Source organism: Aureimonas jatrophae (genome assembly GCF_900104035.1).
In the GTDB taxonomy this organism is placed as follows: Bacteria; Pseudomonadota; Alphaproteobacteria; order Rhizobiales; family Rhizobiaceae; genus Aureimonas; species Aureimonas jatrophae.
Window position 1 is genome coordinate 36,512 of record NZ_FNIT01000007.1, and the last position, 26,647, is coordinate 63,158.

22 protein-coding genes are annotated in these 26,647 nt (G+C 70.8%); 10 read left to right on the plus strand and 12 right to left on the minus strand.

Translation table 11 applies throughout. From position 1 onward, the window contains the following. Positions 1-710: 710 nt before the first annotated feature. On the minus strand, positions 711-1,553 hold the full coding sequence (locus BLQ76_RS15205) for an aspartyl/asparaginyl beta-hydroxylase domain-containing protein (protein WP_090674945.1): 843 nt from the start codon (positions 1,551-1,553) through the stop codon (positions 711-713). A 161-nt stretch (positions 1,554-1,714) separates the two neighbouring features. On the opposite strand from BLQ76_RS15205, the gene BLQ76_RS15210 reads away from it, so the two are divergent. Then, entirely contained in the window at positions 1,715-2,053 is a 339-nt protein-coding gene (locus BLQ76_RS15210; RefSeq protein WP_244519663.1) for an HNH endonuclease, read from the plus strand. 171 nt (positions 2,054-2,224) lie between these two features. On the opposite strand, the gene efp is transcribed toward BLQ76_RS15210, so the two are convergent. Next, positions 2,225-2,797, minus strand: a complete 573-nt coding sequence (gene efp, locus BLQ76_RS15215) for an elongation factor P (protein ID WP_090674947.1) — start codon at positions 2,795-2,797, stop codon at positions 2,225-2,227. A gap of 149 nt (positions 2,798-2,946) precedes the next feature. Here efp and epmA point away from each other — a divergent pair, with 149 nt between their 5' ends. The 4 genes from epmA to BLQ76_RS15235 all read left to right on the plus strand — a co-directional run bounded on the left by epmA (position 2,947) and on the right by BLQ76_RS15235 (position 7,346). Further along, on the plus strand, positions 2,947-4,005 hold the full coding sequence (gene epmA, locus BLQ76_RS15220) for an EF-P lysine aminoacylase EpmA (protein WP_090674950.1): 1,059 nt from the start codon (positions 2,947-2,949) through the stop codon (positions 4,003-4,005). A 5-nt stretch (positions 4,006-4,010) separates the two neighbouring features. Then, positions 4,011-5,066: a lysine-2,3-aminomutase-like protein gene (locus tag BLQ76_RS15225; protein WP_090675350.1), complete on the plus strand. Its 1,056-nt coding sequence runs from the start codon at positions 4,011-4,013 to the stop codon at positions 5,064-5,066. A 28-nt stretch (positions 5,067-5,094) separates the two neighbouring features. Continuing rightward, positions 5,095-5,880: an SDR family oxidoreductase gene (locus BLQ76_RS15230; RefSeq protein ID WP_090674953.1), complete on the plus strand. Its 786-nt coding sequence runs from the start codon at positions 5,095-5,097 to the stop codon at positions 5,878-5,880. Between the two features lie 92 nt (positions 5,881-5,972). Further along, positions 5,973-7,346, plus strand: a complete 1,374-nt coding sequence (locus tag BLQ76_RS15235; RefSeq protein WP_090674956.1) for a pentapeptide repeat-containing protein — start codon at positions 5,973-5,975, stop codon at positions 7,344-7,346. A 48-nt stretch (positions 7,347-7,394) separates the two neighbouring features. On the opposite strand, the gene katG is transcribed toward BLQ76_RS15235, so the two are convergent. Both katG and BLQ76_RS15245 read right to left on the minus strand, forming a co-directional pair. After that, positions 7,395-9,683, minus strand: coding sequence for a catalase/peroxidase HPI (gene katG / locus BLQ76_RS15240; protein WP_090675352.1), 2,289 nt, complete (start codon positions 9,681-9,683; stop codon positions 7,395-7,397). Positions 9,684-9,857: 174 nt separating this feature from the next. After that, positions 9,858-10,484, minus strand: coding sequence for a DedA family protein (locus BLQ76_RS15245; protein WP_090674959.1), 627 nt, complete (start codon positions 10,482-10,484; stop codon positions 9,858-9,860). Between the two features lie 217 nt (positions 10,485-10,701). Here BLQ76_RS15245 and BLQ76_RS15250 point away from each other — a divergent pair, with 217 nt between their 5' ends. The 3 genes from BLQ76_RS15250 to BLQ76_RS15260 all read left to right on the plus strand — a co-directional run bounded on the left by BLQ76_RS15250 (position 10,702) and on the right by BLQ76_RS15260 (position 13,644). After that, positions 10,702-11,661, plus strand: coding sequence for a nucleoside hydrolase (locus BLQ76_RS15250; RefSeq protein ID WP_090674961.1), 960 nt, complete (start codon positions 10,702-10,704; stop codon positions 11,659-11,661). Positions 11,662-11,778: 117 nt separating this feature from the next. After that, complete coding sequence (locus tag BLQ76_RS15255) at positions 11,779-12,771, plus strand: aldo/keto reductase (protein ID WP_090674964.1); 993 nt, start codon at positions 11,779-11,781, stop codon at positions 12,769-12,771. A gap of 90 nt (positions 12,772-12,861) precedes the next feature. After that, positions 12,862-13,644: an N-formylglutamate amidohydrolase gene (locus tag BLQ76_RS15260; RefSeq protein ID WP_090674966.1), complete on the plus strand. Its 783-nt coding sequence runs from the start codon at positions 12,862-12,864 to the stop codon at positions 13,642-13,644. Positions 13,645-13,655: 11 nt separating this feature from the next. Here the strand turns inward: BLQ76_RS15260 and BLQ76_RS15265 are convergent, their stop codons facing one another. Genes BLQ76_RS15265 through BLQ76_RS15275 form a run of 3 tightly spaced genes read right to left on the minus strand, consistent with a single transcriptional unit; the run spans position 13,656 to position 16,617 of the window. Beyond that, positions 13,656-15,512 (minus strand): TadE/TadG family type IV pilus assembly protein, encoded by a 1,857-nt coding sequence (locus BLQ76_RS15265; protein ID WP_090674969.1) that lies wholly within the window; start codon positions 15,510-15,512, stop codon positions 13,656-13,658. Beyond that, entirely contained in the window at positions 15,509-16,063 is a 555-nt protein-coding gene (locus BLQ76_RS15270; protein ID WP_090674971.1) for a TadE/TadG family type IV pilus assembly protein, read from the minus strand. Before BLQ76_RS15270 ends, BLQ76_RS15265 begins: the two co-directional genes overlap by 4 nt. Next, entirely contained in the window at positions 16,057-16,617 is a 561-nt protein-coding gene (locus BLQ76_RS15275) for a TadE/TadG family type IV pilus assembly protein (RefSeq protein WP_090674973.1), read from the minus strand. Before BLQ76_RS15275 ends, BLQ76_RS15270 begins: the two co-directional genes overlap by 7 nt. Before the next feature lie 280 nt (positions 16,618-16,897). Between BLQ76_RS15275 and BLQ76_RS15280 the strand changes: the two genes are divergently transcribed. Continuing rightward, positions 16,898-19,843, plus strand: a complete 2,946-nt coding sequence (locus BLQ76_RS15280) for a peptidoglycan-binding domain-containing protein (RefSeq protein WP_090674976.1) — start codon at positions 16,898-16,900, stop codon at positions 19,841-19,843. Between the two features lie 48 nt (positions 19,844-19,891). Here the strand turns inward: BLQ76_RS15280 and BLQ76_RS15285 are convergent, their stop codons facing one another. The 4 genes from BLQ76_RS15285 to BLQ76_RS15295 form a co-directional block, all read right to left on the minus strand. After that, a complete protein-coding gene (locus BLQ76_RS15285; protein WP_090674979.1) occupies positions 19,892-21,736 on the minus strand; it encodes a glycoside hydrolase family 15 protein in 1,845 nt (614 codons plus the stop codon). Beyond that, complete coding sequence (locus BLQ76_RS22150) at positions 21,733-21,897, minus strand: hypothetical protein (protein WP_170842612.1); 165 nt, start codon at positions 21,895-21,897, stop codon at positions 21,733-21,735. Before BLQ76_RS22150 ends, BLQ76_RS15285 begins: the two co-directional genes overlap by 4 nt. A 122-nt stretch (positions 21,898-22,019) precedes the next feature. Further along, positions 22,020-23,576, minus strand: a complete 1,557-nt coding sequence (locus BLQ76_RS15290; protein WP_090674982.1) for a GMC family oxidoreductase — start codon at positions 23,574-23,576, stop codon at positions 22,020-22,022. Further along, positions 23,573-24,247 carry a gluconate 2-dehydrogenase subunit 3 family protein gene (locus BLQ76_RS15295; protein WP_090674985.1) on the minus strand — a complete coding sequence of 225 codons (675 nt, stop codon included), beginning with the start codon at positions 24,245-24,247 and terminating at the stop codon, positions 23,573-23,575. The genes BLQ76_RS15290 and BLQ76_RS15295 overlap by 4 nt, the downstream gene beginning before the upstream one ends. Before the next feature lie 185 nt (positions 24,248-24,432). On the opposite strand from BLQ76_RS15295, the gene BLQ76_RS15300 reads away from it, so the two are divergent. Further along, a complete protein-coding gene (locus BLQ76_RS15300) occupies positions 24,433-25,422 on the plus strand; it encodes an SDR family oxidoreductase (protein WP_090674987.1) in 990 nt (329 codons plus the stop codon). 43 nt (positions 25,423-25,465) lie between these two features. Here the strand turns inward: BLQ76_RS15300 and BLQ76_RS15305 are convergent, their stop codons facing one another. After that, positions 25,466-26,647 (minus strand): SMP-30/gluconolactonase/LRE family protein, encoded by a 1,182-nt coding sequence (locus tag BLQ76_RS15305; RefSeq protein WP_090674990.1) that lies wholly within the window; start codon positions 26,645-26,647, stop codon positions 25,466-25,468.

The following is a 26,647-nucleotide window of genomic DNA, read 5'->3' on the forward strand; positions in this document are numbered from 1 at the left end:
ATTCGACACCTGATGAGGGTTGTGGTGCGACGACCATCCGGCCTTTGAGCCGAACTCCGCGCGGTTGCCCGGTGGAGACCGCACCCTTGCCTTCCGCCACTTGGCACGAGGCCAACCCAGGCGCACCGCGATCCTGCGCGCGGACGCGTCGGGCGCGTCTCTCCGGCCGGTGTCCCAGTTCCCGGGCAGTCCGGCCCGATAGGCTCTCGCGCGGCACCGGTCCCGATGTGGTGGTATGAGGCGGCGCCGGCACATGGGGCGACTGCGGCCCAGGTCATGACCTCGACCGCCGTCTCCGGGCTTCTCGCGCTCGGGACGAACCACAGGCGGGTCATCGCCAACGCCAGCCTCGGCGTCCGGGTCGCGATCGCCGCACGCAGCGCCGATCGCACACCCCTGGACCGACCTTGGACCGGCCGGGGACAAGCGCCTCGGTCACCCGGCCCCGCTCGCCGCTCTCGCGCGGCACCCGGCGGTGCGAGGACGGCGTTACGAGCGCCGAGCTTGCGCGACGCGCAGGCCCTACCGAGGACCGGACAGATCGCCGTGTGCGCAGCGAGCGCGATCGCCGACGAACCGTCTGGCGAGCAGCATCCGGGAGCCCGGCGTCAAGATTGCACCGCCGTCGATGCCATCACCCGGGGCCATAACGAAAAGGCCCGCCGGGTTTCCCCGTCGGGCCTGTCTCATGCGGTCATGCGGGCGCTGCGTCAGGCGGCGGCGTCGCCGGCCGGGGCCTTGGCCTTCGGCGCGCCGATCATGCGCCAGTTCTTGTAGAACATCGCCTTCATCTGGTCGGCGATCGCCGAGACGCCGCGCAGGAGGACGCTCAGCACGCCCGGCACCGGGCTCGGCCGGATCACGTCCATGAAGACGTTGTAGCGCCGCGCGTCGACCTCGTTCACCGAGCGGTGAAACAGCGTGTCGTCGAAGATGTAGAGCGGGTCGTCGCGCCACAGGTGCCGGCGGCCCTGGCACTCGATGAAGACGCGGTCGCTGTCGGCGGGCTTCAGGTTGAGGAGGACGCGCAAGGTCAGGCGCAGCGGCCCGTAGTGCCAAGTGGTCGACTCCTTGCCCGAGAAGACCGAGACCGCGATGGTCTTCACGTAGCGGAAGTCGCGCTCGAACTCGGGCACCGTGCGGATGTGCTGCTTGCCGTACCAGCGGTAGACGTACATGCCGCGCCGCCCGTCGTGGAACTTGGCGTCGATCTCGGCGGTGATCTCCTCGCGGCGCGTGCGGAACGTGTCGAGCACCGTCTCGATCTCCTCGCGCCAGGCCGGTGGGAAGTCCTCCAGGCGGTAGATGCCGGGATTGCGGTAGCTCAGTGCGTCGACCAGGAGGTTGAAGGGCGACAGGAGCCAGGTCGGAATGCCGTTGCCCGTGAAGTAGCGCCCCACCATGAGCCGCGTCTTGGCCTTGTTGCGCGACAGGTCCACGAGGCCCGCGACGATCCACACCACGGTCGGCCAGAACAGGAACCACAGGAGCAGCGCTGCCAGCGGCACCGCGATCGCGGTGCGGCGCAGCGCCTTTCTCGTCTTGCGCGTCATCGGGACACCCTTTCATCACGCTGGCGTGATGACTAACGCGAAAGCGGATCGATCCTCAAGTCTTCGGTCGGCGACGGGCTGGCGCGACCTCGCGCCGCAACGCGGGGCCGGACGGCGCGCGCGGCTGGCCGCCCGGGGGCGTTGTTCCTAGATCCCGCCGCATGGCACGACAGCGCAAGGCGAGACCGCACAAGGACAACCGTTGGGTGGAAGGCGAGGAGGTGTCGGTCGGGCCCGGCAACTGCTGGCTCTGCGGCCGCACCCTCGGCGCGCGCGTCGAGTGGCATCATCCGCTGCCCAAGAGCCGCGGCGGGCGCGAGACCGTACCGGTCCACCCGATCTGCCATCGCGCCATGCACGCGAACTTCACCAACCGCGAGCTCGCCGACATCGCGGCCCGCGGCGAGAAGCCGTCCGACGATCCCCGCCTCGGACGCTATCTCAGCTGGATCGAGGGCAAGCCGCCGGACTTCCATGCTCCGACGCGGGCCGCCCGCTGACCGGCGGACAAGAAAAAACCCGCTCGGTGGGAGGACCGGAGCGGGTTGAGTTTATGCATCAATCTGGGAGGAACAATGCCTCTCCCTTATGCCATGCGGACCCTTGCCTGAGAATTGCTCATGCTGCATGGCACCCATGCGTGCAATGCAATATGTCCGTTCCGGACCGCCTCAGTCCTTGGCACGCTCGACATAGGAGCCGTCGGCGGTCATCACGACGATGCGCGTGCCAGCCTGGATATGCGGCGGCACGAGGGTGCGCACGCCGTTCGACAGCACCGCCGGCTTGTAGGACGACGAGGCCGTCTGCCCCTTGGTGGTAGGCTCGGTCTCGGCGACCTCGAAGGTCGCGCGCTGCGGCAGCTCGATCGAGAGCGGCACGCCGTTGTGCTGCGAGACCATCACCGCCATGCCCTCGATGAGGTAGGGCGCGGCGTCGCTGACGACGCTTTCGGGCACCGCGACCTGATCGTAGGTCTCGGGGTTCATGAAGTGGAAGCCCTCGCCGTCGCTGTAGAGGAACGTGTGCTCGCGGTCCTCCACGAAGGCGCGCTCGACCTGCTCGGTGGTGCGGTAGCGCTCCGACACCTTGGTGCCGTCCGAGATGCGGCGCATGTCGAGCTGGGTGACCGGCGTACCCTTGCCGGGATGGATGTTCTCGGCCGACAGGATCACGTAGAGCTTGCCGTCCTCGCGCTCCACGACGTTACCCTTGCGGAGCGAGCTGGCGATGACCTTCACCACGGGCGAAAACCTTGTATCGAAGAGGGATGGGGAAGGCGGACACGAGAGCCCGCCGGAGGATGCGTGGCGCCTCGCCTAGCCCATCTCGCCCCGCAGCGCCAGCTTCGGGCGCTTTGCGCGCGCCGTCCCGAGGCTCTAAAGGGCACGCGATGACCTCCGCTTCCCGTTCTCCCTGGTGGACGCCCCATGTCCACGCCGACCGGCGCCCGCACCTCGTCCAGCGCAACCGCCTGCGCTCGGCGGTGCGCCGCTGGTTCGAGGATCGCGACTTCCTGGAGGTCGAGACCGCGGCGCTCCAGCGCTCGCCCGGCAACGAGATGGGGCTGTCGGCCTTCTCGACCGTGCTCCACACCGCCGACGGGGAGCAAGAGCCGCTCTACCTCCATACCTCGCCGGAATTTGCCGCCAAGAAGCTCCTGGCCGCCGGCGAGCGGCGCCTCGTGGTGCTGGGTCCCGTGTGGCGCAACGGCGAGCGCGGCGCGCTCCATGCGCCCGAGTTCACCATGCTGGAATGGTACCGCGCGGGCGAGCCCTACGAGCAGCTGATGCGCGACTGCGCCGCGCTCCTGCAGCTCGCGGCCGAAACAACCGGCGCGACGCGCTTTTGCTTCCGGGGCCGCGAGGTCGACCCCTTCGCCGAGCCCGAGCGCCTGACGGTGGCCGAGGCCTGCGAGCGCTTCGCCGGGATCGACCTCCTCGCCACCGTCTCGGCGCAGGGCGAGACCGACCGCGAGGCGCTGGCGGCCGCCCTGACGCGCGCCGGCATCCGCCAGGCCGTTGATGACACCTGGGGCGATCTCTTCACGCGCCTCCTCGTGGAGCGCGTCGAGCCCGCGATCGGCAATGGGCGGGCGACGATCCTCTGCGAGTACCCCACGCCCGAGGCCGCGCTCGCGCGCCGCTCGGCCCATGACGGGCGCGTCGCGGAGCGTTTCGAGCTGTTCGCCTGCGGCGTCGAGCTCGCCAACTGCTTCGGCGAGCTGACCGATCCGGCCGAGCAGCGCCGGCGCTTCGAGGCGGAGATGAGCGAGCGCGAGCGCCGCTTCGGCCAGCGCTATCCGCTCGACGAGGACTTTCTCGCGGCCCTCGCCCACATGCCCGAGGCGTCCGGCGCCGCGCTCGGCTTCGATCGTCTCGCCATGCTCGCGACCGGCGCTTCGCGCGTCGAGGACGTCGTCTGGACGCCGGTGCCGGGGGGCGACTGGTGAGCGGCGTGCCCGTCCCGATCCGCGACGCCGACGCGCTCGCCCGTGCCGGCCTCGTCGCACCCGAGCGTCTGGATGCGATCCGGCGCGTGGCGGAGCGCTACGCCGTCGGCGTGACCGGCGACGTCGCGGCCTTGATCGAGCATCCCGACGATCCGATGGGCCTCCAGTTCGTGCCGCGCGCCGAAGAGCTGGAAACAGAAGCCGAGGAGCGTGCCGACCCGATCGGCGACGCGGCGCATGCGCCCGTTCCCGGCATCGTCCATCGCTATCCCGACCGCGTGCTCCTGAAGCCGCTCCACGTCTGCCCGGTCTACTGCCGCTTCTGCTTCCGGCGCGAGATGGTGGGACCGGACGGTCTCGGGACGCTTTCGGCGGCGGAATTCGATACGGCCCTCGACTACGTCCGCGACCACCCGGCAATCTGGGAGGTGGTGGTCACGGGCGGCGACCCCTTCCTTTTGTCGCCGCGCCGGCTTCGCGCGATCGCGGAAGCGCTCGCCGCCATTCCGCACGTGCGCGTCCTGCGCGTCCACACGCGCGTGCCCGTGGTCTCACCCGCGCTCGTCACGCCGGAGCTCGCGGCGGCGCTGCGCGCCTTCGGCGGAGCCGCGTTCGTCGCGCTACACGCCAACCACGCGCGCGAGTTCACCCCGCAAGCCGAGGCCGCCATCGCGCGGCTCGTGGATGCGGGCGTGCCGATGGTCAGCCAGAGCGTGCTCCTGCGCGGCGTCAACGACACGGCGGAGGCCATGGAGGCGCTGATGCGCCGCTTCACCGAGAACCGCGTGAAGCCCTACTACCTCCACCAGGGCGACCTCGCGCCGGGCACCTCGCACCTGCGCGTGCCGCTGGCCGAGGGCCGCGCCCTGATGCGCCGGCTGCGCGGCCAGCTGTCGGGTCTCGCGCAGCCGACCTACGTCCTCGACATCCCTGGCGGCCACGGCAAGGTGCCGGTCGGCCCCGCCTATCTCGAACGAGACGGCGAGGCATGGCGCGTCGAGGACCCGCAGGGCACCCTCCACCCCTATCCGCCACCCGCCGGCGACGCGTCGGTGGATTGATCCAGACAGACCAAGGGAGTTCTCGTTCATGGACCTTCAACTCGCCGGCCGCCGCGCGGTGGTTCTCGCCTCCTCGAAGGGCCTCGGCCTTGCGATCGCGCGCCAGCTCGCCGCCGAGGGCGCCCATCCGCTCCTCGTCGGCCGCGACGAGAACCGCCTGCGCCATGAGGCCGAGCGCATCACCGCCCACGGTGCGGGTCACGCCTCGTTCGTCGTCGCCGACCTCGGTCAGCCCGGCGCCGTGGACACGATCGCCGAGGCCGCCGAGCGGCTGGGACCCGTGGATCTTCTGGTCAACAATTCCGGCGGCCCGCCTCCGGGCACCACCAGCCAGATGACCGCCGAGCTGCTCCAGCGTCAGGCCGACACGATGGTCTTCCCGTTGATCGCTCTGACGAACCGCTTCCTGCCCGCCATGCGCGAGCGCGACTTCGGGCGCATCCTCACCATCGCCTCGTCGGGCGTGCAGCAGCCGATCCCGAACCTTGCCCTGTCCAACACGCTGCGCGCCGCGCTTCAGGGCTGGTCGAAGACGCTGGCGGCCGAGGTCGCGGGCGATGGCATCACCGTCAACATGCTCCTGCCCGGCCGCATCGCGACGGACCGCCTGGAGGAGCTCGACCAGGCCGCCGCCAAGCGCACGGGCAAGGCCGTGGAGGAGGTTCGGGAGTCGGCGCGCGCCGGCATTCCGGCCGGGCGCTACGGCACGCCGGAAGAGTTCGCGGCGGTCGCCACGTTCCTCCTGTCGGGACCGGCCGCCTACGTCACCGGCACGACGGTGCGCTGCGACGGCGGGCTCGTTCGCGGCATCTGACGGGCGGAACCGCGCGGGCTCCTCACCCGTTCGTGAGCATCATCCAGCGTCCGGTCTCTTGCCGGGCGCCGGACGCCGGCGAGCCCCCTTCCATGAACCAGCATGCTCCTCCTCGCGCCGACGCTCCGCTCGGTGCGCTTCTCGCCGATTGCGGCCTGGAGCGCGCGGGCGAGCGTCTCGATCTGCGCCGCGCCGCGCTGGGCCGCGAGGCGATGGCGAGCCGAACGGCCGCGCTGCGGGAAGCGCTCGGCGCGAACGCCCCTCCCCCCGTCTGGTGGGACGAGCGCGAGGCGCGCCTGGCGCTGCGGGGCGCGGAGCTTCAACGCGCCCAGCTCGACGGAGCCGATCTGTCCGGCGCCGATCTCGGCGCGGCGCGACTGGCCGGTGCGGTCGGGCGCGGCATGCGCCTCGACGGCGCCTTGATCGAGGAAACCGACTTCACGGGTGCCGACCTATCGGGCGCCTCGTTCGCGGGTGCGGTCGCCGGCCAGGCCGTGTTGGCCCAGGCCATGCTGGAGGACGCGACCTTCGCCCGCGCCGCGATGCGCTTCGCCAAGCTCCCCGGCGCGCTGCTCGACGGGGCGGACTTCGCGGAGGCCGACCTCTGGGGGGCGGACTTCAACGGCGCCGACGCCGACAACACCGTGTTTCGCGGGGCCCGCCTCGACGAGGCCCGGCTGGCCGACGTCAACCTCACCCATGCCGACTTCACCGGCGCCAGCCTCAAGCTCGCCGACCTGTCGGGCTCGCGCCTGCGCGGCGCGCAGTTCGCGGGCGCCCGGCTCGACGGGGCGAAGCTGCGCGGGGCGGATCTCTCCAACACCACGCTCGTGCGCCTCAACCTGTCGAGCTGCGACCTCACCCATGTGCGCCTCGCCGGCGCCTGGATCGAGGGCAGCCGCATGAGCGTCGAGCAGCTCGGCGGCATGGTGGGCGAGGAGCGGGCCGGCGACTTCGAGGCCGCGGCGCAAAGCTACCGCGCGCTGGAGACGAACCTGTCCAGCATCGGCGCCAAGGACGAGGCGAGCTGGGCCTACAAGCGCTCGCGCCTCATGGGCCGGCGCGCCGCCGGCCAGAAGGCGGTCGCCAGCTGGCGCGCCGGGCGGCGGCGCGAGGCGCTGGCGGCCGGCTACCGCTGGGCCGCCGACCGCTCCGTGGAATGGCTTTGCGACTACGGGGAAAGCATGTCGCGCATCGTGCGCGCCTTCGCGCTCCTGATCGTCGTCTTCGCCGCGCTCTACGGCCTGTCGGCCGGGCTGGTTCCGACCGGCGCGGCGCAGGGCACCCGCCATGTCGTGGATCTCATGAGCTACAGCGCGCTCAACATGATGACCGCCAACCCGCCCGCGATCGGCCTCGATCCCGTCGGTCGCTGGACCAACATCCTGGTCGGCCTGCAGGGCGCGGTCGGCATCATCCTGATGGGGCTCTTCGGCTTCGTGCTCGGCAACCGCATCCGGCGCTGAAGGGAACCGGCCCGCCCGCGCGGGCGGGCCGGTTTCTCAGGGCTCGGGCTACTTTGCGACGTCGTAGCGGTCCAGCATCATCACCTTGTGCCAGGCGGCCACGAAGTCCCGCACGAAGCGCTCGCCCGCGTCGTCCGAGGCGTAGACCTCCGCGATCTCGCGCAGCTGCGAGTTCGAGCCGAACACGAGGTCGCAGCGCGTGGCCGTGAAGCGCGGCGCGCCGCCCTCGCGCTCGCGACCCTCGAAGATGCGGCTTGCGCCGTCCACCGGCGACCAGACCGTGTCCATCGAGGTGAGGTTTCGGAACACGTCGTTGGTCAGCACCCCGGGACGGTCCGTCAGGATGCCATGACGGGACCCGCCATAGGCCAGGCCGAGCGCCTTGAGGCCGCCGTGCAGGACGGTCCATTCCGGCGCGCTCAAGGACAGCAGCATCGCTCGGTCGAGATACAGCTCCTCCGGCGAGACGCGAATGTCGATCGTGTCGTCCTGGTAGTTGCGGAACCCGTCGGAGACGGGCTGCAGCCAGTTGAACTGCTCGACGTCGGTCAGCTCCTGCGTCGTGTCGCGCCGGCCCGCCACGAAGGGCACCGCGACCGGCGTTCCGGCGTCGCGCGCCGCCTGTTCCACGGCCGCGCAACCAGCCAGGACCACCATGTCGGCAAACGAGACGTGGCGCCCGTTGCCGGCGGCGTTGAAGCGCTCCGCGATCTCCTCGAGCTTCGGGATGACGCGCTCCAGGCGCTCGGGCTCGTTCACCGCCCAGCCGCGCTGCGGCTGGAGGCGGATGCGCCCGCCGTTCGCCCCGCCGCGCTTGTCGGAGACGCGATGCGTCGAGGCCGCCGCCCAGGCGACCGTCACGAGGTCGGTCACCGTCAGGCCGCTCGCCAGAACCTCCGTCTTGAGGCGCGCGGCGTCGTCGTCGTTGATCGGCGTGAAGTCGAGCGGCGGGATCGGGTCCTGCCAGATCAGGTCCTCGGCCGGCACCTCGGGTCCGAGGTAGCGCACCTTCGGGCCCATGTCGCGATGGGTCAGCTTGAACCAGGCGCGCGCGAAAGCGTCGGAGAAGGCGTCGAAGTCGTGAAGGAAGCGCTCGCACACGGCGCGATAGGCCGGATCCTCCTTCAACGCGATGTCGGAGGTCATCATCATGAGCGGGTTCATCCGCCCCTTCACGTGCGCATCCGGCGTCTTGGGGGCGTCGGGGTCGACCGGCGTCCACTGGATCGAACCGGCCGGGCTCTTGGTCTTGCGCCACTCGAAGCGGAAGAGGTTCTCGAGATAGCTGTTGTCCCACTTCGTCGGGTCCTGCGTCCAGGAGCCCTCGATGCCGTTGGTCATCGTGAACTCGGCGTTGCCCGACCCTTCCGGATTGTGCCAGCCCAGACCCATCGCCTCGATCGGCGAGTTCTCCGGCGCCCCGCCGATGCGGTCGGCCTTCACCATGCCGTGCGACTTGCCGAAGGCGTGGCCGCCCGCGATCAGCGCCACGGTCTCCTCGTCATTCATCGCCATGCGGCCGAAGGACAAGCGGATGTCGCGCGCCGAATCCAGCGGGTCGCCGTTGCCGTTCGGCCCCTCCGGGTCGACGTAGATCAGCGACTGGTGCGTGGCGCCCAGCGGACTGTCGAGCTCGTAGGTCGCGTCCTTCGGTCCGCCCTGCCAGCGCAGGCCCCGGTTCACCATCTCCTCGGGGTGGCCGGCCTTGGGCCCGTGGGGGGCCTCGTCGACCGGCTTGCCGTCCCAGCCTTCCGGCCCCCAGTAGGTGGAACGGTCCGGCTCCCAGGCATCGATGCGCCCGCCGCCGAAGCCGAACGTCCGGAACCCCATGATCTCCAGCGCGCAGTTGCCGGTCAGCACCATGAGATCGGCCCAGGAGAGAGCCGCGCCGTACCGCTGCTTGATCGGCCACAGGAGACGGCGCGACTTGTCGGTGTTGCCGTTGTCCCACCACGAGTTGATCGGCGCGAAGCGCTGCATGCCCTGACCCGCGCCGCCGCGCCCGTCGGCGATGCGGTAGGTGCCGGCCGAGTGCCAGGCCATGCGGATCATCTGCGGCCCGTAGTTGCCGTAGTCCGAGGGCCACCAGGAAACCGAGCTCGTCAAGAAGCTCTTGATGTCGCCCTTCACCGCCTCGAGGTCGAGCGCCTCGAAGGCCCGGGCGTAGTCGTGGTCGCGCAAGGGGTTGGCCGCGGGCGGGTTCTGGTGGAGAAGCTCGACCTTCAGGCGGTTCGGCCACCAATGGTCGATCTGAGGCCCGGTGCCGGCCGCGCCGCTGATGCGCGTGCCGCCGAACGGGCACATGCCCGTGCCCACGTCGTCCAGTCTCGTATCCATGTCATCCTCGCGCGTCGAAGGCCGCCCTCCCGCGCGCCGCGCCGTGTCGCGGCCGGCGGCATGATGGTGAGGCGGGAAGGGTTCGGCACGCATCAGTTAGGCAGCCAACGATCGGCGGCCAGTGCGGCGTGGTCGAAGCCCGGGCGGCTGCGACAACTGGCGCCGGGTCGGACCTCATCGCGGACGCGAGCGGCGGCGGCGGCTGACGAGAAACCAGCCGAGCCCGGCCGCCAGCGCCACGACCACCAGGATGTCGGCCGCATGGAAGGCGGTCTTCAGGCGCGGGTCGCTGGCCCAGCCATGGCCCAGCGACAGGCCGATACGGGCAAGCACATAGCACCAGATCCACGACCCCGCGAAGGTGAAAGCGTGGAAGGTCCAGACGTTCATCCGCGCGATGCCGGCCGGCAGGGCCACGAAGGTGCGCACCACCGGCAGAAGACGGCCCGCAAAGACCGCAGCCGAACCGAAGCGGGCAAAGAAGCGGTCCGCCATGGCGAGTTCGGCTCGACCGAACACGGAATGCCGGCTGAACCGTTCCACGCTCGCGCGTCCGCCGCGCGAGCCCGCGAGATAGGCCACCGCCGAGCCGAGGTTGCAGCCGATCGCTCCGGCGGTCGCGACGCCCAGCAAGGTGAAGCGTCCCTCGCCGACGAGATAGCCGGCAAACGGCAGAACGATCTCGGAAGGGATCGGAATGCAGGCGGACTCCAGCGCCATCAGAAGCGCGAGAGCCGGCAGGCCCCCGGCCGAGATCACCCAAACGACCACACGCGAGATCGCAGCCAGGATGCCGTTCATGATGGTACTCGCCTCGTCTGACGCGCGCCGCTTGGGCAAGGGGGCGAGCGGTGCCTTCCTGCGCCCGAAACGGGCGGTTTGGGAAGGCACCGCGCGGCTCCTTGCCTATACGGATCGGTAAGGCGGGCGCGGCGCGGGTACGGGTTCGCGGGGCTACCCAACGCGCCCCGCGCAAGCCATAAGCCGACGCGCCATTTTCGGAAGGACCCGCCTCGCCATGCCCGACACCGCTTCCCCCGTTCTCGTGGTCGATACCGACGGCGGCGTCGACGACGCGCAGGCGCTCCTGATGCTGCTCGGCGCGGGGCGCGTGCCGGCGCTGGTGACGACGGTCTTCGGCAACGTCGCGCTCGAGGCGGCGACGCGCAACGTCCTGGCGACGCTCGCCAGCGGCGGCGCGGGCGACGTGCCGGTGCATCCCGGCGCGGCGCGCCCGCTGCTGGCGCCCCGCATCGAGGCGCGGCACATCCACGGCGAGGACGGGCTCGGCGGCGCGCCGCGTCCCGCCGGCCTGGCAGCGGCGCGAGAGGAGGGCGCGGTGGATGCGCTGCGCGGGCTTCTGCGGGCAGCCGCTCCCGCCAGCGTCGATCTCCTGTTTCTCGGCCCGCTCACCAACCTTGCCATCCTCCTGTCGCTGGATCCCGGCGTCGCCGTCGCCGTGCGGCGCCTCGTGATCATGGGCGGCACGCTGGAGGGTCGCGGCAACACCACGCCGGCCGCCGAGTTCAACATCCTGTCCGACCCCGAGGCGGCCCGCATCGTGCTCACCTCGGGTCTGCCGATCGAGCTCGTGCCGTGGGAGCCGTGCCGCCGCCATGTGATGACCGGCGACGAGATCGACGCTGTCTTCGCGAGCGCGCCCGACAGCGAAGGGCGCCGCTTCTCCGAGGCGCTCGCCCGGCATGCCCGGCGCACCAACGCATCCTACGGGGCGGGCGACGTCTTCCGCTTCGTGGACCCGCTGGCCGCCGCGCTTCTGCTGGAGCCGGGCATCGCGCGGCGCACGAGCCGCGCCTCGCTCGACGTGGTTCTGGGCGAGGGGCCGGGGCGCGGCCTGGTTCTGGTGGACCCGAGCGGTCGGCTCGGCACGCCCGAGGTGCTGCTTCTGGAGGAGGCGGACCTGGAACGCCTGCACGCGCTCTTTGCGGCCTCGGTGGACCCGGCCGCTCGCGGCTGACGCGTTCGGCATCGAGAGGCGGCCACGGGGTGTTTCCCGTGAAACACCCTCGACAGGCCGGCCGCCCGCGCCAGTTGGAGCCGCCTGCATCCGCTACGGCGAACGGGAGGGCTATCCATGAAACAGCGCGACTTCGGGCGCACCGGCTGGCGCGTCGGTGAGATCGGCTTCGGCGCCTGGGCGATCGGCGGCTCCTGGGGCGACGTTTCGGAAGACGACGCGGTGGCGACGCTGCATGCCGCCTTGGACAGCGGCGTCACCTTTCTCGACACGGCCGATGTCTACGGCGACGGGCGCTCCGAGCGTTTGATCGCGCGCGTCCTGAGGGAGCGCGGCGATGCCGAGCGCCCGCTTGTCGCCACCAAGGCGGGACGCCGCCTCCAGCCGCATGCGGCGGACGGCTACACGCTGGAGAACCTCGAGCGCTTCGTCGACCGGAGCTTGTCGAACCTCGAGGTCGAGACGCTCGACCTCGTCCAGCTCCACTGCCCGCCGACCGAGGTCTACGACCGGCCCGAGGTGTTCGGCGCGATGGATCGGCTCGTGGAGAAGGGCAAGATCCGCTTTCACGGCGTCTCGGTGGAGCGCGTCGACGAGGCGCTCAGGGCGATCCGCCAGCCGGGCGTCGTGAGCGTCCAGATCATCTACAACCTCTTCCGCCAGCGCCCCGCCGACGACTTCTTCCCGGCGGCGCGTGCGGCCAACACGGCGGTGATCGTGCGCGTCCCGCTGGCGAGCGGCCTTTTGACCGGCCGCATCGACCGCTCCACGCAGTTCGCGAGCGACGACCACCGCAACTTCAACCGGCACGGCGAGTCCTTCGACGTCGGCGAGACCTTTTCGGGCGTACCGTTCGAGGCGGCGCTGGAAGCGGTCGAGGCGTTGCGGCCGCTCGTGCCCGGCAACGCCGGCGGCATGGCCGCCTTCGCGTTGCGCTGGATCCTGATGGAGGACGCCGTCAGCGTCGTGATCCCGGGCGGGCGACGCGCGGAGCAGGCCCGCGGCAACGCGGCGGCCGGCGATCTGGCCGCGCTTCCCGCCGAAACCATGGCGGCGGCGCGCGAGATCTACGACCGGATCGTCGCGCCCCACGTCCACGCACGCTGGTAGCCGGCGCGGGCGACGCGCCGGACGGCGGTGGACAAGCGGACGGGCGCGGGGCATCAACCACCCGTCCCTCCCCGTCCCCGCGAGCCGCCCATGACCTCCCTCCTGCAGCCCGGCGATCCCGAACCGGTCGGCCGGCTTCGTCCCGATGCTGCCGGTTCGATCGTGCTGCTCGGCGACCACGCGGGCCGGGCCGTCCCGCAGAGCCTCGGCACGCTCGGCCTGCCGGACGCGGAGCTGAACCGTCATATCGGCTGGGACATCGGCATCCACGGCGTCTCGACGCGCTTGTCCGAGGCGCTGGGCGCCCCTTACGTCTTTCAGCGCTATTCGCGTCTCGTGATCGACTGCAACCGCCGCCCCGGACACCCGCAGTCCATCGCCCCGATCAGCGACACGACCGAGGTGCCGGGCAACCTCGTGGTGTCGGACGAGGCGCGCGCGGCGCGCGAGCGCGAGGTGTTCCATCCCTACCAGGACGCGGTGGCGGAGCTTTTGGCGGCGCGGCGCGCGCGGACCCTTCCGACCGTGGTCTTCGCCATGCACTCCTGCACCGACGCGTTGCGCGCCGACGGCGTCCACCGTCCCTGGGAGATCGGCATCCTGGCGGATCGCGACTGGCGCGTCGGCGACGCGCTGATCGAGATCCTGCGCGAGGAGACCGCCTTCACGGTCGGGCGCAACGAGCCCTATGTCGCGAGCGCGCTCAGCGACTATACGATCACCACCCATGCGGAAGGCGCCGGGCTTCCCTATGCCGAGATCGAGATCCGGCAGGACCTGATCGCGACCGACGGGGGCCAGGCGGAATGGGCCGCGCTCTGCGCCCGCCTGTTTCCCCGCGCGGTGGCGCGCTCCGGCGTCCTCGATGGTTGAGCGGTCCGCGCCTATCGCGCGATGCGCAGGCTCGAGATTTCCTCGGTGATGTCGGCAAAGGCGCGGTTGAGGTCGGCCGAGGACCGGGCGTCGTAGTAGAGCTTGGCGCCCCGGCCGCTGATGCCGTTCGACGCGCAGGCCCGCAGGCGGTCCTTGACCGGGCTTCCGTCCTTCAGGTCGAAGGCGATCGTGAAGATCACGATGCCGTCGCTGCCATCCTCGTTGCGCCCGTCGGACTTGGCGTTCTCACAGACCAGGGACATGTTCTCGTTCATCGCCGCGGTGACCTGCGTGATGTTGGCCTGCTTGCTGGTGGTCTTCACGGAATCGAACATGCGGCCGGGCCGCAGCTGGCCGGCGTTCGGCAGCTTCGGGTCGCTCTGGAGGATCTGGGCATAGCCGTAGGTGCCGTAGAGCGAGTGCCCCGGGCTGGCCATCTCGACCTGCTGACCCGTCAGACTGTTCGATGCGTTGTAGGTGTTCTCGCCGTCGGTCATCAGGACGATGACCTTGAGATTGTCCCGCGTCCGGGCCGGCTTGCCTTCCGGGAAGGGCTCGCGCGAGGTCAGCGTGCGCCAGCCCCAGGCCAGTCCCTCCATGATGTTCGTGCCGCCCGAGGCGACCATCCCGGATACCGAGGACAGGATCGTGGACTTGGTCTTGGTGAGCGGCGTGATCGGCTGGGTGTTGCAGACGAAGTTGGGGCCGGTGGCGTAGTTGGCCGGATTCTTCTTTCCGTTGAAGTAGCGGTTCATGTCGCGCTGAGCGACGATGGCATCCTTGTCGCTCCGCGCGGTGCCGTCGGCGGTGATCCAGTCGTTTCCGAGATTCCGGTTCATCTCCTTCCAGTACGCTTCCGCCGGCGCGAAGGTCGGGACGAAAAGGGTGGAGGGGTTGCTCTCGGTCGGCGCGTCGTCGGTCACGGCATAGCCGTTGGGTCGCGACATGACGCACCCGGCCCAGCTGCCCGCTCCCACTGCGTGCTTGTAGAGATAGAAGCGTGTCAGCGCCTCGGTGCCGGGAAGGACCGTCACGCCACTGGGAATGGCTTTGACCCAGTAGGGCGAGCCGTAGAGGTCGAAGACCTGAACGGCCTGGCGGACAGGGCCCACCTTCCATGTCGACCAGTCGAAGTCGTCGTGATGCTCGGGCGAGATGCCCTTCGTGTCCATCCAGGATGCGTTGGCATAGGTCGTGCCGACCTTCACCGCACCCGAGAACGGCACCACCGAGATCGAGACCGGATACTGGACGTTGGAGGTGCTGGCCGTCAGCATCTGGTTGACGAGGTTGGTGGTCGCGGTCTTCAGCGTCGAGATCTTGCTCGCCCCGCCGCCCGCCGGGGGATCGTTCATCGAGCCCGAGTTGTCGAGAACCAGCGCCAGCTCGATCGAGCGGTTCTGGATCACGATCTGGCTGGCGCGCTGCAGCGTGCGCGAACTCGGGGCGTCGCCCCCGATCAGACGCTGGATCGCGGGCCCGAAATACTGCGGCACCACGCGCTCGGCCGACACCTTCAGCACGTTGTTGCCGTTCTCCAGCACCACGCCGTCGAAGTGGAACGTCGTCGGCATGACGGCGCTGGTGCCGAGATTGGCCGTGAAATAAGCCTCGGCGATCCGCTTCAGCTCGTTCTTGTCCTGCGTATGGCCGTACTCCTTGGCGGCCGAGAGCGCGCCGGCGTCGAGCGCGTTCTGCAGCGCCACCCCTTGCGCCTGCAGGTTCGTCATGTCGATCGCCACACCCGTGGCGGCGACCAGCACCGGCGCGGCGATCGCGAAGATCAGCGCGACGTTGCCGCGCCGGTCGGCCAGCAGGCCGCGCAGCGGCCGAAGCCCGCGCGAGCGGTGAGGCGCCGGAACGCTCATTGCGGGGTGACCTCCGAACTCTTGCGCGGACGGTAGATCGCGGTCTTCTCGAGCGTGACCGGACCCACGATGCCGCCGTAGCCGATGACCGGGCGATAGGCGTAGGTCGCGGTGGAGGCGACGAAGTAGCTGTCGGTGACGGCCGCCAGGTCGGCGGGAACCGTGAACGGCGCCCCGGCCGTATCGGCCGTGGCGGCGCCGCGCACCCTCGACCAGTGCACCGTGCCTCGGCCCCTCGCGTCGACCCGCACCGCGGTAACCTTCAGGGACAGCGAGCCGATCGCGAACGGGTTCATCACCGCCGACGAGATCGCGAAGACGTTGCCCATCGAGGTGCCGTCGATGGTCTTCATCCGCGTCACGAGGTTTCCCACCGTATCGGCGGTGGCGGCGACCTTGGCGTTGGCGTTCAGGAACTGCGTCAGCTCGGCGGTACCGAGATAGAAGACCAGCATCACGGGTAGGATCAGCGCGAACTCCACCGCTGCGACGGCCCGGCGGTCGGGTCCGAAGCGCCGCGCGGCTCGAGCGAGGCGGCGCGCGCTCAGCATGTCGACCGCGTCGAGGCGGCGGTGCCGAACGGCTCGTTCATGAAGGCGGCCATCGCGAAGATCGTGGCGTTGCCGTTGGTGTCCTCCGCCAGCTCCTGAAGGAAGCCGGTGACCCAGGGCCAGGCGTAGAAGGCCCGCACGACGGTGATGGTGTCCTGCGCGCCGGGGTCGAAGCAGAAGCCGGTGTCGTCGACGTCGCCGAGCTTGAAGCTCACGTCGGTCGGAATGGCGTTGAAGGTCGGGTAGGTCCGCATGTCGATCTTCAACCGGTCGCAGGACAGGAGAAACGACACGTCGGCGCACATCTCCGACCGGAAGGTCGCCGCCGTGACGTCGCGGGTCTGGATCTGGCCCGTCATCACCTCGCGCGCCGCGTGGTCCACCGCATTGCGCAGGACGACGTTCGCGCCCGCCACGATCGCCGTCTCGATCGAGGCGAACAGCACGAAGAAGAACGGAAGGGCGATCAACGCGAACTCGATCGCCGCCGCTCCGCCCCGATGCGCTGCAAAGCCTTGCAGGATGCCCGTGCGTGTCGGTGAATGCGTCGTCATGCGTTCAGATAGGGTTCGGCGCGTTACCAACACCTTGAACGAATCCTACGCATTGTCGGTAGTATCGAATATCGACGCATTATTTATTGGACGAAATATCGCGACGGCTTCCGCCTGCCGACGGCACAAAGGCAGGGGAATTTCCGGTGGAGACATACAGGGTCGCAGGCAGGCGACCGATCCCATCGGTCGGTTGAACTTTCGACCACTTGCGCGCTTGGAGATTGTGTCAAAGCTGCTACTCTCGCCTCGGGTCTGCCACAATTCATGAGGTTCGACGGTGCGCACGGTGGTCGGGGCAGGTCTTCTGGCGTGGCTTGTCGCGGGCGCGGCAGTGCTTCCGGTCCGGGCCGAGGGTCACTTCGCCGGCTTCATCGGCGCGGTTCTGCGGGAGATGGCGGCGGAGAACGAGCCGCGGCCGGCGCCCCGCCGCGGCACCGCCGCCCGGCAGCGCGTGCCGATCAGCGACAAGCGCTGGCTGGTGATCGCCAGCCGCGAGGGACCGGAGGAGGCGGTGGCCCTGGCCGAAAGCTACGGCCCGACGCTCGGACCCACGCTCGTCATGCTCAGCCGCAACGGGCGCTACGCCGTTCTGGCGGGAACCCTGGCGAGGGACCGCGCGAAGATCAACCTCGAGACGCTCAAGGCCATCCGGCTCATTCCCCAGGACAGCTTCCTGTCGGACGGGCGCAACCTCGAGCGCGTGGTGTGGCACGCGTTTCCCGAGAACAGCTCGCTCGACCTGATGACGCGCCCGGCCTATCGGCAATCGGTGCGGCGCCTTCAGGCCTCGTTCCAGCGACTGGGCCTCTACGATGGGCCGGTGGACGGTCTGATCGGCCTTTCGACGGCGGACGCCTTCGCGCGTTTCGAGACGCGCTTCGGCACGCCCGGCGGCGAGCGGCTGGACGATGACGCGCTGGCCCGAATCGAGGAAACCGCGGTGGACGGGTTCGGCTCGCCCGCCGAGCGCATGGCCGCGCAGGCCGGCGGCTTCGCGGACGCCGCCAGCTTCGGCGAGGCGCGGGCCGGCGGATTCCCGTCGGCCACGAGCTTCAACGAAGCACGCTCCATGGGCTTTCGCACGCGCCGCGACTTCGACGACGCGCTGGCCGGCGGTTTTCGCTCGAGCGACGAGTTCGTCCGCGCCCGCGCCGGCGGCTTCCAGAGCGCCAGCGCCTTTTCCGAGGCGCGGCGCGCCGGCTTCGACACGGCCCGCGAGTTCGCGGCGTTTCGCGCCTCGGGCTTCCGCGACGCCCCCGCCTTCCGTGAGGCGGCGCGCGCGGGCTTCGGCGACGAGGCCAGCTGGCGGGCGGCCCGGGCCAAGGCGCTGAAGGACGCGCGCGAGGCGGCCGACGCCCAGCTTTCCGACGCCGATGCCTTTTTGCGCCTCAACCCCACGAGCCCGAACCTCCTGCAGATCGCCAAGGCCGCAGCCGACCTGAAGGGCGCGAGCGGCACGAGCGACCCCGACGCCGTCGCGGCCGCGACCGCTCGTCTGGGCGACGCGCTGGCAGCGGAAGGCGGCTTTGCGGCCTTTGCGGCCCGGCGTTCGGCCGAGCGGGCGGCGGCCGAGGGCGCGCGGCGCGACGAGCTGCGCGCGGCGCTCGACCGCGATCGGGCGGGCCTGTCGGCCTGGATCGCCGCCAACCTCACGGCGCCCGCGCTTCCCGATGTGGTGGCCGAACTCGACCGGCTCGGCCGGGACCGGAACAGCGCCGACATCGCGGCGCTGGACGAGGCGCACCGGCGCGTCGCGGCGCTCCTGCGCGAGAAGGGCCTGGAAGCCCAGGTCGAACGGCTCCAGCGTCCGGCAAACGAACCGGCCGCCGTCGAACCCGATGCCGCGGTGCTCGCCAGGGCCACGGTTCGCACGCCGCTCAATGCGGTTCTGCTCGACGGCGCGCGCGACGAGGTGGTGGTTCTCTACAACGCCGATCCGCGCGCGCCCTCGCTCAGCCGCAACCTGCGCGGCGACTTTTCCTTCCGCACCGGCGCGGCCGCTCTTTGCACGCTCGGCGTGGACCGCACGGCGGCGCTGCGCGGCGCGCTGGAGACCGCGCTGGCGCCCAGCGGCGCGCGGACCCTCAACTTGGCGGAAGCGGACTGCGCGAGCCGCGATCTGGCGGACCGTGATCTGTTGATCCTGGAGCGCGGTCGCTTCCTCGACGCGCCGACCGCCTTCGCCGTGCCGGTGCTGGAAGCGCTGGAGGCGGGGCGCCTTCGCCCTTATCCCGCGCTCGGCTTTGCGGACCTTCGCCGGCGTGTCGAGGCCGACGAGGCGCTGGCGGGCGAGATCGAGCGCGACCTGACGGGACGCGGGCGCGCCGGCTTCGGCTCCGTGCTCGCGAGGCGCGGCGCGGTCTGCGCGGTGGATGCCGAGCCGCGCGCCCTGCACGAGCCGACCCTGCGGGAGGTCGCGCGGATGGCGCGCCGCGGCGAGAGCGAGGAACCGCGGATCCGCTCGATGACGGCCGAGGATGCCTTTCAGGCCGCTCGGCGCGGCGAATGCGGTGCGATCTACGCCGAGGGGCCGACGCTCGCCTCGGTGCGGGACGCGCTGCGCCGCGAGGGCGAGACGGTAGCGGTGGCTCCGGTCTGGCTTGCACCGGCGGTGATCGAGCAGCGACGCGCCGCGCTGGCCAGCGCGGACGCGGCGCAACGGGCCAGCGCCGAGGCGCGGCGTCTCGCCGCCGACGGGGAGCGGGCCGACGCCGAGCGCACGCGCCAACGGCAGGCCGAAACCGCGCAGGCGCGCGAGCGCGAACTTCGCGCCCGGCACGGAACCGAGGCGGCGACGCTTCTCAACCGATTCGCGCCCCTGATCGAGCGTTTCGTGCGCGGCGACGCCACGTCCGCCGAGCGACAGCACCTGGCCGGGCTGTTCCCGCGCTTCGCCAGCTGGCGCGAAGGTTTGGCCGCCGATGCCTGGGAGCCGGTGGAGACGTCGAGCATCCTGGTCGACTACGGCATGGCGCGCTGGGAGGGTCGCGCCGTCGAGGCCGTCGCCCTGGAAACGCGCGTGCGGACCCGCAGCCGCGAGCGCGGCGCCTATGCGGAACACTGCTTCCGCTTCGCGGTGGTCGCGGACGGCGAGTTCGCCATGGACCGCGACGCGCTGGAGACCGACTGCGACGCAACCGGGGACGCGCTCGAGACATGGTCGCTCGGGCACGATCTCGCGAGCCGATGGCGCGTTCGGGCGGAAGCCGCGCCGACGCCCTGAAGACCTTTTGGGCATTGGGTCGACGCCGCCCGACCCGGCCGGGTCGCGCTAGACCGCGTGGCCCGACAGGGTCGCGGCGGCCTGGATCAGGGCAAGGTGCGTCAGGCCCTGCGGCATGTTGCCGAGAAAGGCATGAGTGCGCGGATCCATCATCTCGGGCAGGGTTCCCGCGCCCTTGCCGTGATCGAGCACCTTGGCGAGCGCCTCGAAGCGCCCCTGCGCCTCCCGGTCGTGCCCGAGCAGGGCCAGCGCCTCGATCACCCAGAACGAGCAGGCGATGAAGCAGCCCTCGTCCCGCTCCACCCCGTTGTAGCGGTAGTGGAGCTCGCCGCGCCGCAGCTTGGCGTCGATGGCGCGGATCGTCTTTTCCAGGCGGTCCCGCCCGTCGAAGCCGAAGCGCACCGCGAGCGCGAGGCTGGCGTCGAGCTTCTCGGTGCCGGGATACATTGTGTAGGCCTGCAACGCCTCGGACCAGCAGTTCTCCTCGATCCACGCGAAGATGCGGTCGCGCGCGCGCTCCCAGCGCGGGCGGCACGTGGCCGGGATGTGTCCGCCGTCGGCGAGCTCCACCGCGCGCGCCAGCGCCTGCCAGGCGCTGATCTTCGACATCGTGTAGTGCTCGAGCTCCTCGAGCTCCCAGATGCCGGCATCCTTCTGGCGCCACTGCTCGGCGCACAGGTCCGCGGTCTCGGCCAGGACGCGCGCCGAGTTGGGGTCGAGCACGTGCCCCGCCGCCACGAAGCGCGCGGCGGTCTCGAGGATGTCGCCGTAGACGCCAAGCTGAAGCTGGCCGGCGGCCTGATTGCCGCTGTGGACCGGGCGCGAGTTCCGGTAGCCCGGCAGGTCGATCTCGCGCATCTCGTCGAGCAGACGCCCATCGAGGCGGTAGCACACCTTCGGCCCGTGCTCGTCGAGACGCTTGATCAGCCAGGACAGGGCGGCCTTGGCCTCGCTCATGGCGCCGATGCGCATGAAGGCCTTGATCGTGTACGAGGCGTCGCGCACCCAGGCGTAGCGGTAGTCGTAGTTCTTGGAGCCGCCGATGCCCTCGGGCAGCGAGTTGGTGGCGGCCGCCACGATCGCCCCGGTGGGGCTGTAGAGAAGCAGCTTCAACGCCAGCGCCGAGCGCAGGACGAGCGGGCGGTACATCCCGTCGTAGCGGATGCCGCGCGACCACTCGCACCACTCGTCGTGGGTCGTGTCGAGCCGCGCGTCGATGGTCTCGACGGGTTCCACCACGAGCGGCTCGTTCTCGCCCGCCAGGATCGCGACGAGCTCTCGCCCGCCCGCCGCCACGGTCAGCGTGCCGCGCACGCCGTCGTCGGCCTCCTCCTCGAGCTCGACACCCTCGCTCACGCGCAGGAGGCCCATGACCTCGCCGGCGTGAAAGGTCGTGGCGTTGGAGTTGGTCTGGATGAAGGGACAGATGGAGTCGGCGCGCGTGCCGAACCGCAGGTGGAAGCGCAGCCGCACGTGGCCCGCCACCCCTTCCACGCGCCGTGCCAGCTCCACCCAGGGCAGGCGTCCCGCGCTCGACGAGTTCAGCGCCTCGACGAGGCGCACGCGCCCGCTCATGGTCGTGTACTCGGTTTCCAGGACGTTGCTGTCCTCGCGGTAGCGCCGCGTCGCCGTGAACGGCTCGTCGGGCGCCAGGACGAAGCAGCCGCCCCGTTTCTCGTCGAGCAGACGGTCGAAGAGCGGCGGCGTGTCGAGGTTGGGCACGCACATCCAGTCGATCGAGCCGTCGATGCCGACCAGCGCGACGGTGCGCCCGTCGCCGATCGCGGCATAGGACTCGAGCGGCAGGAACCCGTCGCGCCGGCGGTCGGCGGCGGGGTTCTCGCTCGCCGTCTCCTCGCACAGCGCGCCGGCGGAGGGGCCGTCGTCCCTCATGCGGCCGGCGCCGTCTGCCGGACCAGGAAGACGCGCTCGGCCGCCGCGCGTTCGGCCGCCTCGCGCGTGCCGCCCACGATCGTCAGCTCGCGCACGGCGTCGCGAAATCGCGCGATCTCGCAGGGCGAGGGACGCAGAACAAGGTCGAAGCGGAGGGTCATCCGGTCTCGGAGGTCGGGGTCGTGAAACATGGCCGGACCGAAGTGGCGCGGCGGCGGGGTTTGTCAGGCTCGGCGCGACACTTTCGCCACGCGCCGCGCAGGCTTCGGGTCAGTTCGGGCCGTCAACGCGCCCCGCCGTCCGCCAGGAACCGGTCGGCGGTCCGCAGCGACAGCGCCATGATGGTGAGCGCGGGGTTGGCCGCGAGCGAGGACGGGAAGACGGAGTTGTCGCAGATCCAGAGATTCTCGATCTCGTGCGAGCGACCCGCGTCATTCACCACCGAGCGCTCGGGGTCGGTCCCCATGCGGCAGGTGCCGATCGTGTGGGCGGTGCGCTCCAGCTCCCAGATGTCGGTCGCGCCCGCCGCCTCCCAGATCGAGCGCATGAAACGGACCGAGTGGTCGCGGATGGCCCGCTCGTTCTCCTGGTAGCTGTAGCGGATCAGCGGCTTGCGCAGCCCCGTCGCGTCGCGCTCGTCGGAGAGCGTGAGATAGTTGTCCTCGTGCGGCAGGCCCTCGCCGTTGATGCCGATGCCGGCCGTGTGGTTGTAGCGGTCGAGATAGCGCACGAGGTTCTCGCCCCACAGGCCGCGCCCGCGCGCCACCTGGTCGGCCCAGGTGCCGAGCACGACGCCTAGGCTCTGCACGAGGTAGCCGCCGGCGAAGTTCGCGTCCTTGGGCCGCAGCATGTCCTCGGTGATCATGGCCGAGGGATAGCCCTTGTTCATGCGCATCTCGCGCTCGAACGTGCCCCAGACCTGCGTGGCGACATGCGCGGTGTAGTGCTGGCCCACCTGCCCGTTGCGGTTGGCGATCTCTGCGTTGAGAAGAAGGCGCGGCGTTTCCACAGCGCCCGCGCACAGGAACACGGCGCGGCAGGGCTGGCGCATCTCCTGGTCGCCGTGGCGGTAGACGACGGCCGTGATGCGGCCCTCGCGGTCGCGCTCGAAGCCGGTGGCGAAGCATTCCGGCCGGATCTCGGCGCCGCGCCGCACCGCCATCGGCAGGTAGGTCACGTCCATCGAGGCCTTGGCGCCGTTGCGGCAGCCCTGGTGGCAGTAGCCGCAGTTGACGCAGGCGTTTCGCAGCGGCCCTTCCTGCTGTTGGAAGTCCTGCGAGACGGCGGCGATCGGCCCGTCGTCGAGCCTGAGGCCGAGCTTGGCGCAGCCCTCCGCCATGGCCTCAGCCGGCGCGTTGCGCTTGACCGGCGGCAGCTTGTAGCGACGCGTCTCGTCGAAGACGTAGCGCGCGGGGCCCGAGACGCCGATGAAGTCCTCGACCTCCTCGTAGTAGGGCACGAGCTCGCGATGCTCGATCGGCCAGTCCTCGCCAAGGCCGGTCTCGGTGCGCAGCTTCAGGTCGCGCGGGTCGGCGCGCGGCACGTAGGCGCCCCAGTGCAGCATCGAGCCGCCGACGCCGATGCCGCTGTTGTTGGCGCCGAAGGCCTCGGGCGTGCGCCCGCCGCTGACGCGCTCGTTCATCCAGTAGAGGTCGGAGGACAGGGTCTCGTCGGCCGCGAACTCCTCCGGGTCGCGGTTGCGGCCCGCCTCCAGCGCCACGACGCTGAGCCCCTTGGCGGCCAGCCGCGCGAGCAGCGGCGAGCCGCCCGCGCCCGTGCCGATCACCACCGCGTCCACGGTCTCGCTCGCCGAATAGCGCTTCATGCCGGACAGGTTCATCGTACGGTCTCCCCAGCCGTTGCGTGCGGCTCGAAGGCCTCGCGTTCGTTGATTCCGATCTGCTGGAAGCCGGCGAAGGCCGCGCCGCCCGGTCCGCCGTTGGCGATGCCGGAATAGCCGATGCGCGCCATGACCGCCGGGTGGGCGACGAAGATGCGCACGGCGTCGGAGCGCAGTTCCTCGAACCAGAGCGTCATCTGCTTCGGCGAAAAGCGGTCCGATGCCTCGATGCCGGCCTCGCCCTTGGCGATCGCCTGCAGAAGCGCGTCGATCTCCTGCGGACCGAGCTCGGCGAAGGCGCGTGCGTGGCGATCCCGGGCCAGCGCCTCCAGCGTGTCGACGCCGATCCGGTAGGCCTCGGGGTCGGTCGGCAGCGCCTCGTAGCGCCAGCCGTTGCCGGTCGCCTCCGCCATCATCGTGTCGATGCGCGCGGCCAGGTCGATCGGCGCCCGGCCGTCCTGCGGGATGATCCGCGCGAGGGCGGCGCGCAGGGTGCCGAGCTGCGCCTCGCTCATCGTCTGCGGCCGGTAATGCGGGTCGTCGGGCCGGGCCCGCGTCACCAGCGCCTCGCGCAGCCGCTCGCTGACGCGCTCCGGCGAGCGGATCAGCTCGGCGTAGGCGGCCGGCACGCCGGGAAGGGCCTCGGAGGCCGGACGGAAATGTTCGTTCATCGGAGATGGTCCATGCGGCACAACAGTTGGCCGGCTATCTGGTTGGAACCGCTCCAACGACAACGCAGCGCAACAAGTTGCCGCATCGCCTCACGATCCCGGCTGTTTGTGGCGATGCAACCTTCGCGAGCCTTCCAGGCTTCCCGCCCCGGAACGAATGCTCAGAACGGGACATGGATCAGCGAATGACGAAAACGGTTGTGATCACCGGCGGTTCGGCCGGCATCGGGCTCGCCACGTCCGAGCGCTTCGCGCGCGAGGGCTGGCAGGTGGCCGTGGTGGCGCGCCACGAGGGGCGGCTCAAGGAAACCGAGGCGCGGCTGCGCGCCATGGGCGTCAAGGCGCTGGCGATCGAGGCCGACGTCGCCGACGAGAAGGCGCTGTTCGAGGCAGCGGGGCGCGTCGAGCGCGAGCTGGGCCCGATCGACGTCTGGGTCAACAACGCCATGGCCTCGATCGTCGCCCCGTCGTGGGACGTGACGGGCGACGAGTACAGGCGCGTCACCGAGGTCACCTATCTCGGACAGGTCTTCGGCACGCTGGCGGCGCTGCAGTACATGCGTCCGCGCCGGCGTGGCACGGTGATCCAGATCAACTCCGTGATCGGCATCCGCGCCTTCCCGCTCCAGACGCCCTATGCCGGCGCCAAGGGCGCGGCGATGAATTGGACCAACGGCCTGCGTGCCGAACTGGAGCACGAGCGGGCGGGCATCGAGATCTCCACGGTCTACCTGCCGGCGGTGAACTCGACGCAGTTCGACAGCTGGGCGCGCAATCGCACCGGCCAGCGCCAGATCGCGCCCGATCCGGTCTACGATCCGCGCCTGGCCGCCAACGCCATCTTCTTTGCCGCCGAGAACCCGCGCCGCGACATCTGGGTCGGACGCACCACGATCCTGGGCGCGATCGTCCAGCGCCTGTGGCCCAAGGGCGGCGACATGGTGGCCAAGAGCGGCTGGGACGGTCAGCTCGGCGAGCCGATGGCCGAGATCGAGGGCAACCTCTTCAAGCCGGCCGAGGGTCCTGCCCGCATCGACGGGCCGAGCGGCGACCGGACGCTGTCGTCGCGTCACACTTACGTCACGAGCCGGCAGCGCGACGCGGTGGTGCTGGGCGGTCTGGCGCTTCTGGCCGCGGGCGTCGCTCACCTCGTGGCCAAGCGCACCGGCATCTGACCGGGAAACGCCGGTCCGCGCGAGGACCGGCGTTTCGCTTGTCTCAGGCCGGATCGGCGTCGATCCGCACGCGCAGGATGGCGTAGGGCGGCTTCTGCAGGTCCTCGCCGCCGTTGTACTCGGGCCGCCGGTTCACCTGCGCGCCCGAGACGTAGAGCCAGCGGTCGGGCGTGATCGAGATCGTGTCGGCCCACACGAGGCGCGGGTCGGAGCCCAGGACCTCGATCCGCCCGTCGGGATGGCGGCGGGCGAGCGCGTTCTGCTCCTGCAGCGTCAGGTAGACGCGGTCCTGGCTGTCGGTCGACAGCCCGCCGGTCATGCCCTTCTCGCCGAGGTCCTCGACGCTCGCCGCGACATCGCCGTCGGTGGCGTTCTCGTCGAGCAACAGCGCGGCGTCCACCGCGTAGAGCCGGCGCGCCATGAGCGGCGCGTAGTAGAGGCGTGCGCCGTCCGGCGAGAGCGCGATGCCGTTGGCGCCGCCCTGCGGGCTCTTCGGCTCGGCGTCCGGGGTCGGGCGCTGCATCACGGGCCGCGCCTCGACGAACTTCACCACCTTCTCCTGCGACTTCGTGCTCGGGTGCTCGGCCAGGCGCCGGACGCAGCGGCCCGTCTCGAGGTCCACCGCCAGGATGGCGCCCTGCCCGTCCTGCCCTTGGTCGGTGATGAAGGCGCGGTTGCGTTGCGCATCCACGCGCAGGTCGTTGAGCGAGGAGGTCGGCTCGATGGCCGGATCGAGCGGCAGGACGCGCCGGACCTCGTTGGTGCCGAGATCGACCTCGATCAGCTTGGCGCCGCCCTTCACGGGAACGCCCTTGCCCTCCGGCAGGCCGGCGTCCAGCAGCCACAGGCTCTCGTTCGCGCCGAATACACCGTTGGGCACATGGAACATCGAGCGCTGCGGCTCATCACGATCGACCCGGTTCAGTGCCTCGCTGGGATAGGCGACGACGCGCCCGCCCTCCAGAACTTCGCCCACCGTGATCGGCTCGCGTCCCGTGAAGCGGGGCATCATCAGGAAGACTCGGCCTTGCGCGCTGACCGCGAGCCCCGTCGGCGTCGAGGGCGCATCGGCGAGATAGGCGAGTTCCATCTCGCCCGCGGGGCGTGCGGGGCTCGCCTGCGCGCCCTGCACGGCGCCCGGCGCGGGCGGGTTCGTCTGCGCGCGGGCGGCCAGGGGAGCGGCCGCCGCGGCGGCGGACAGGGCAAGAAAACGGCGTCGGATCAT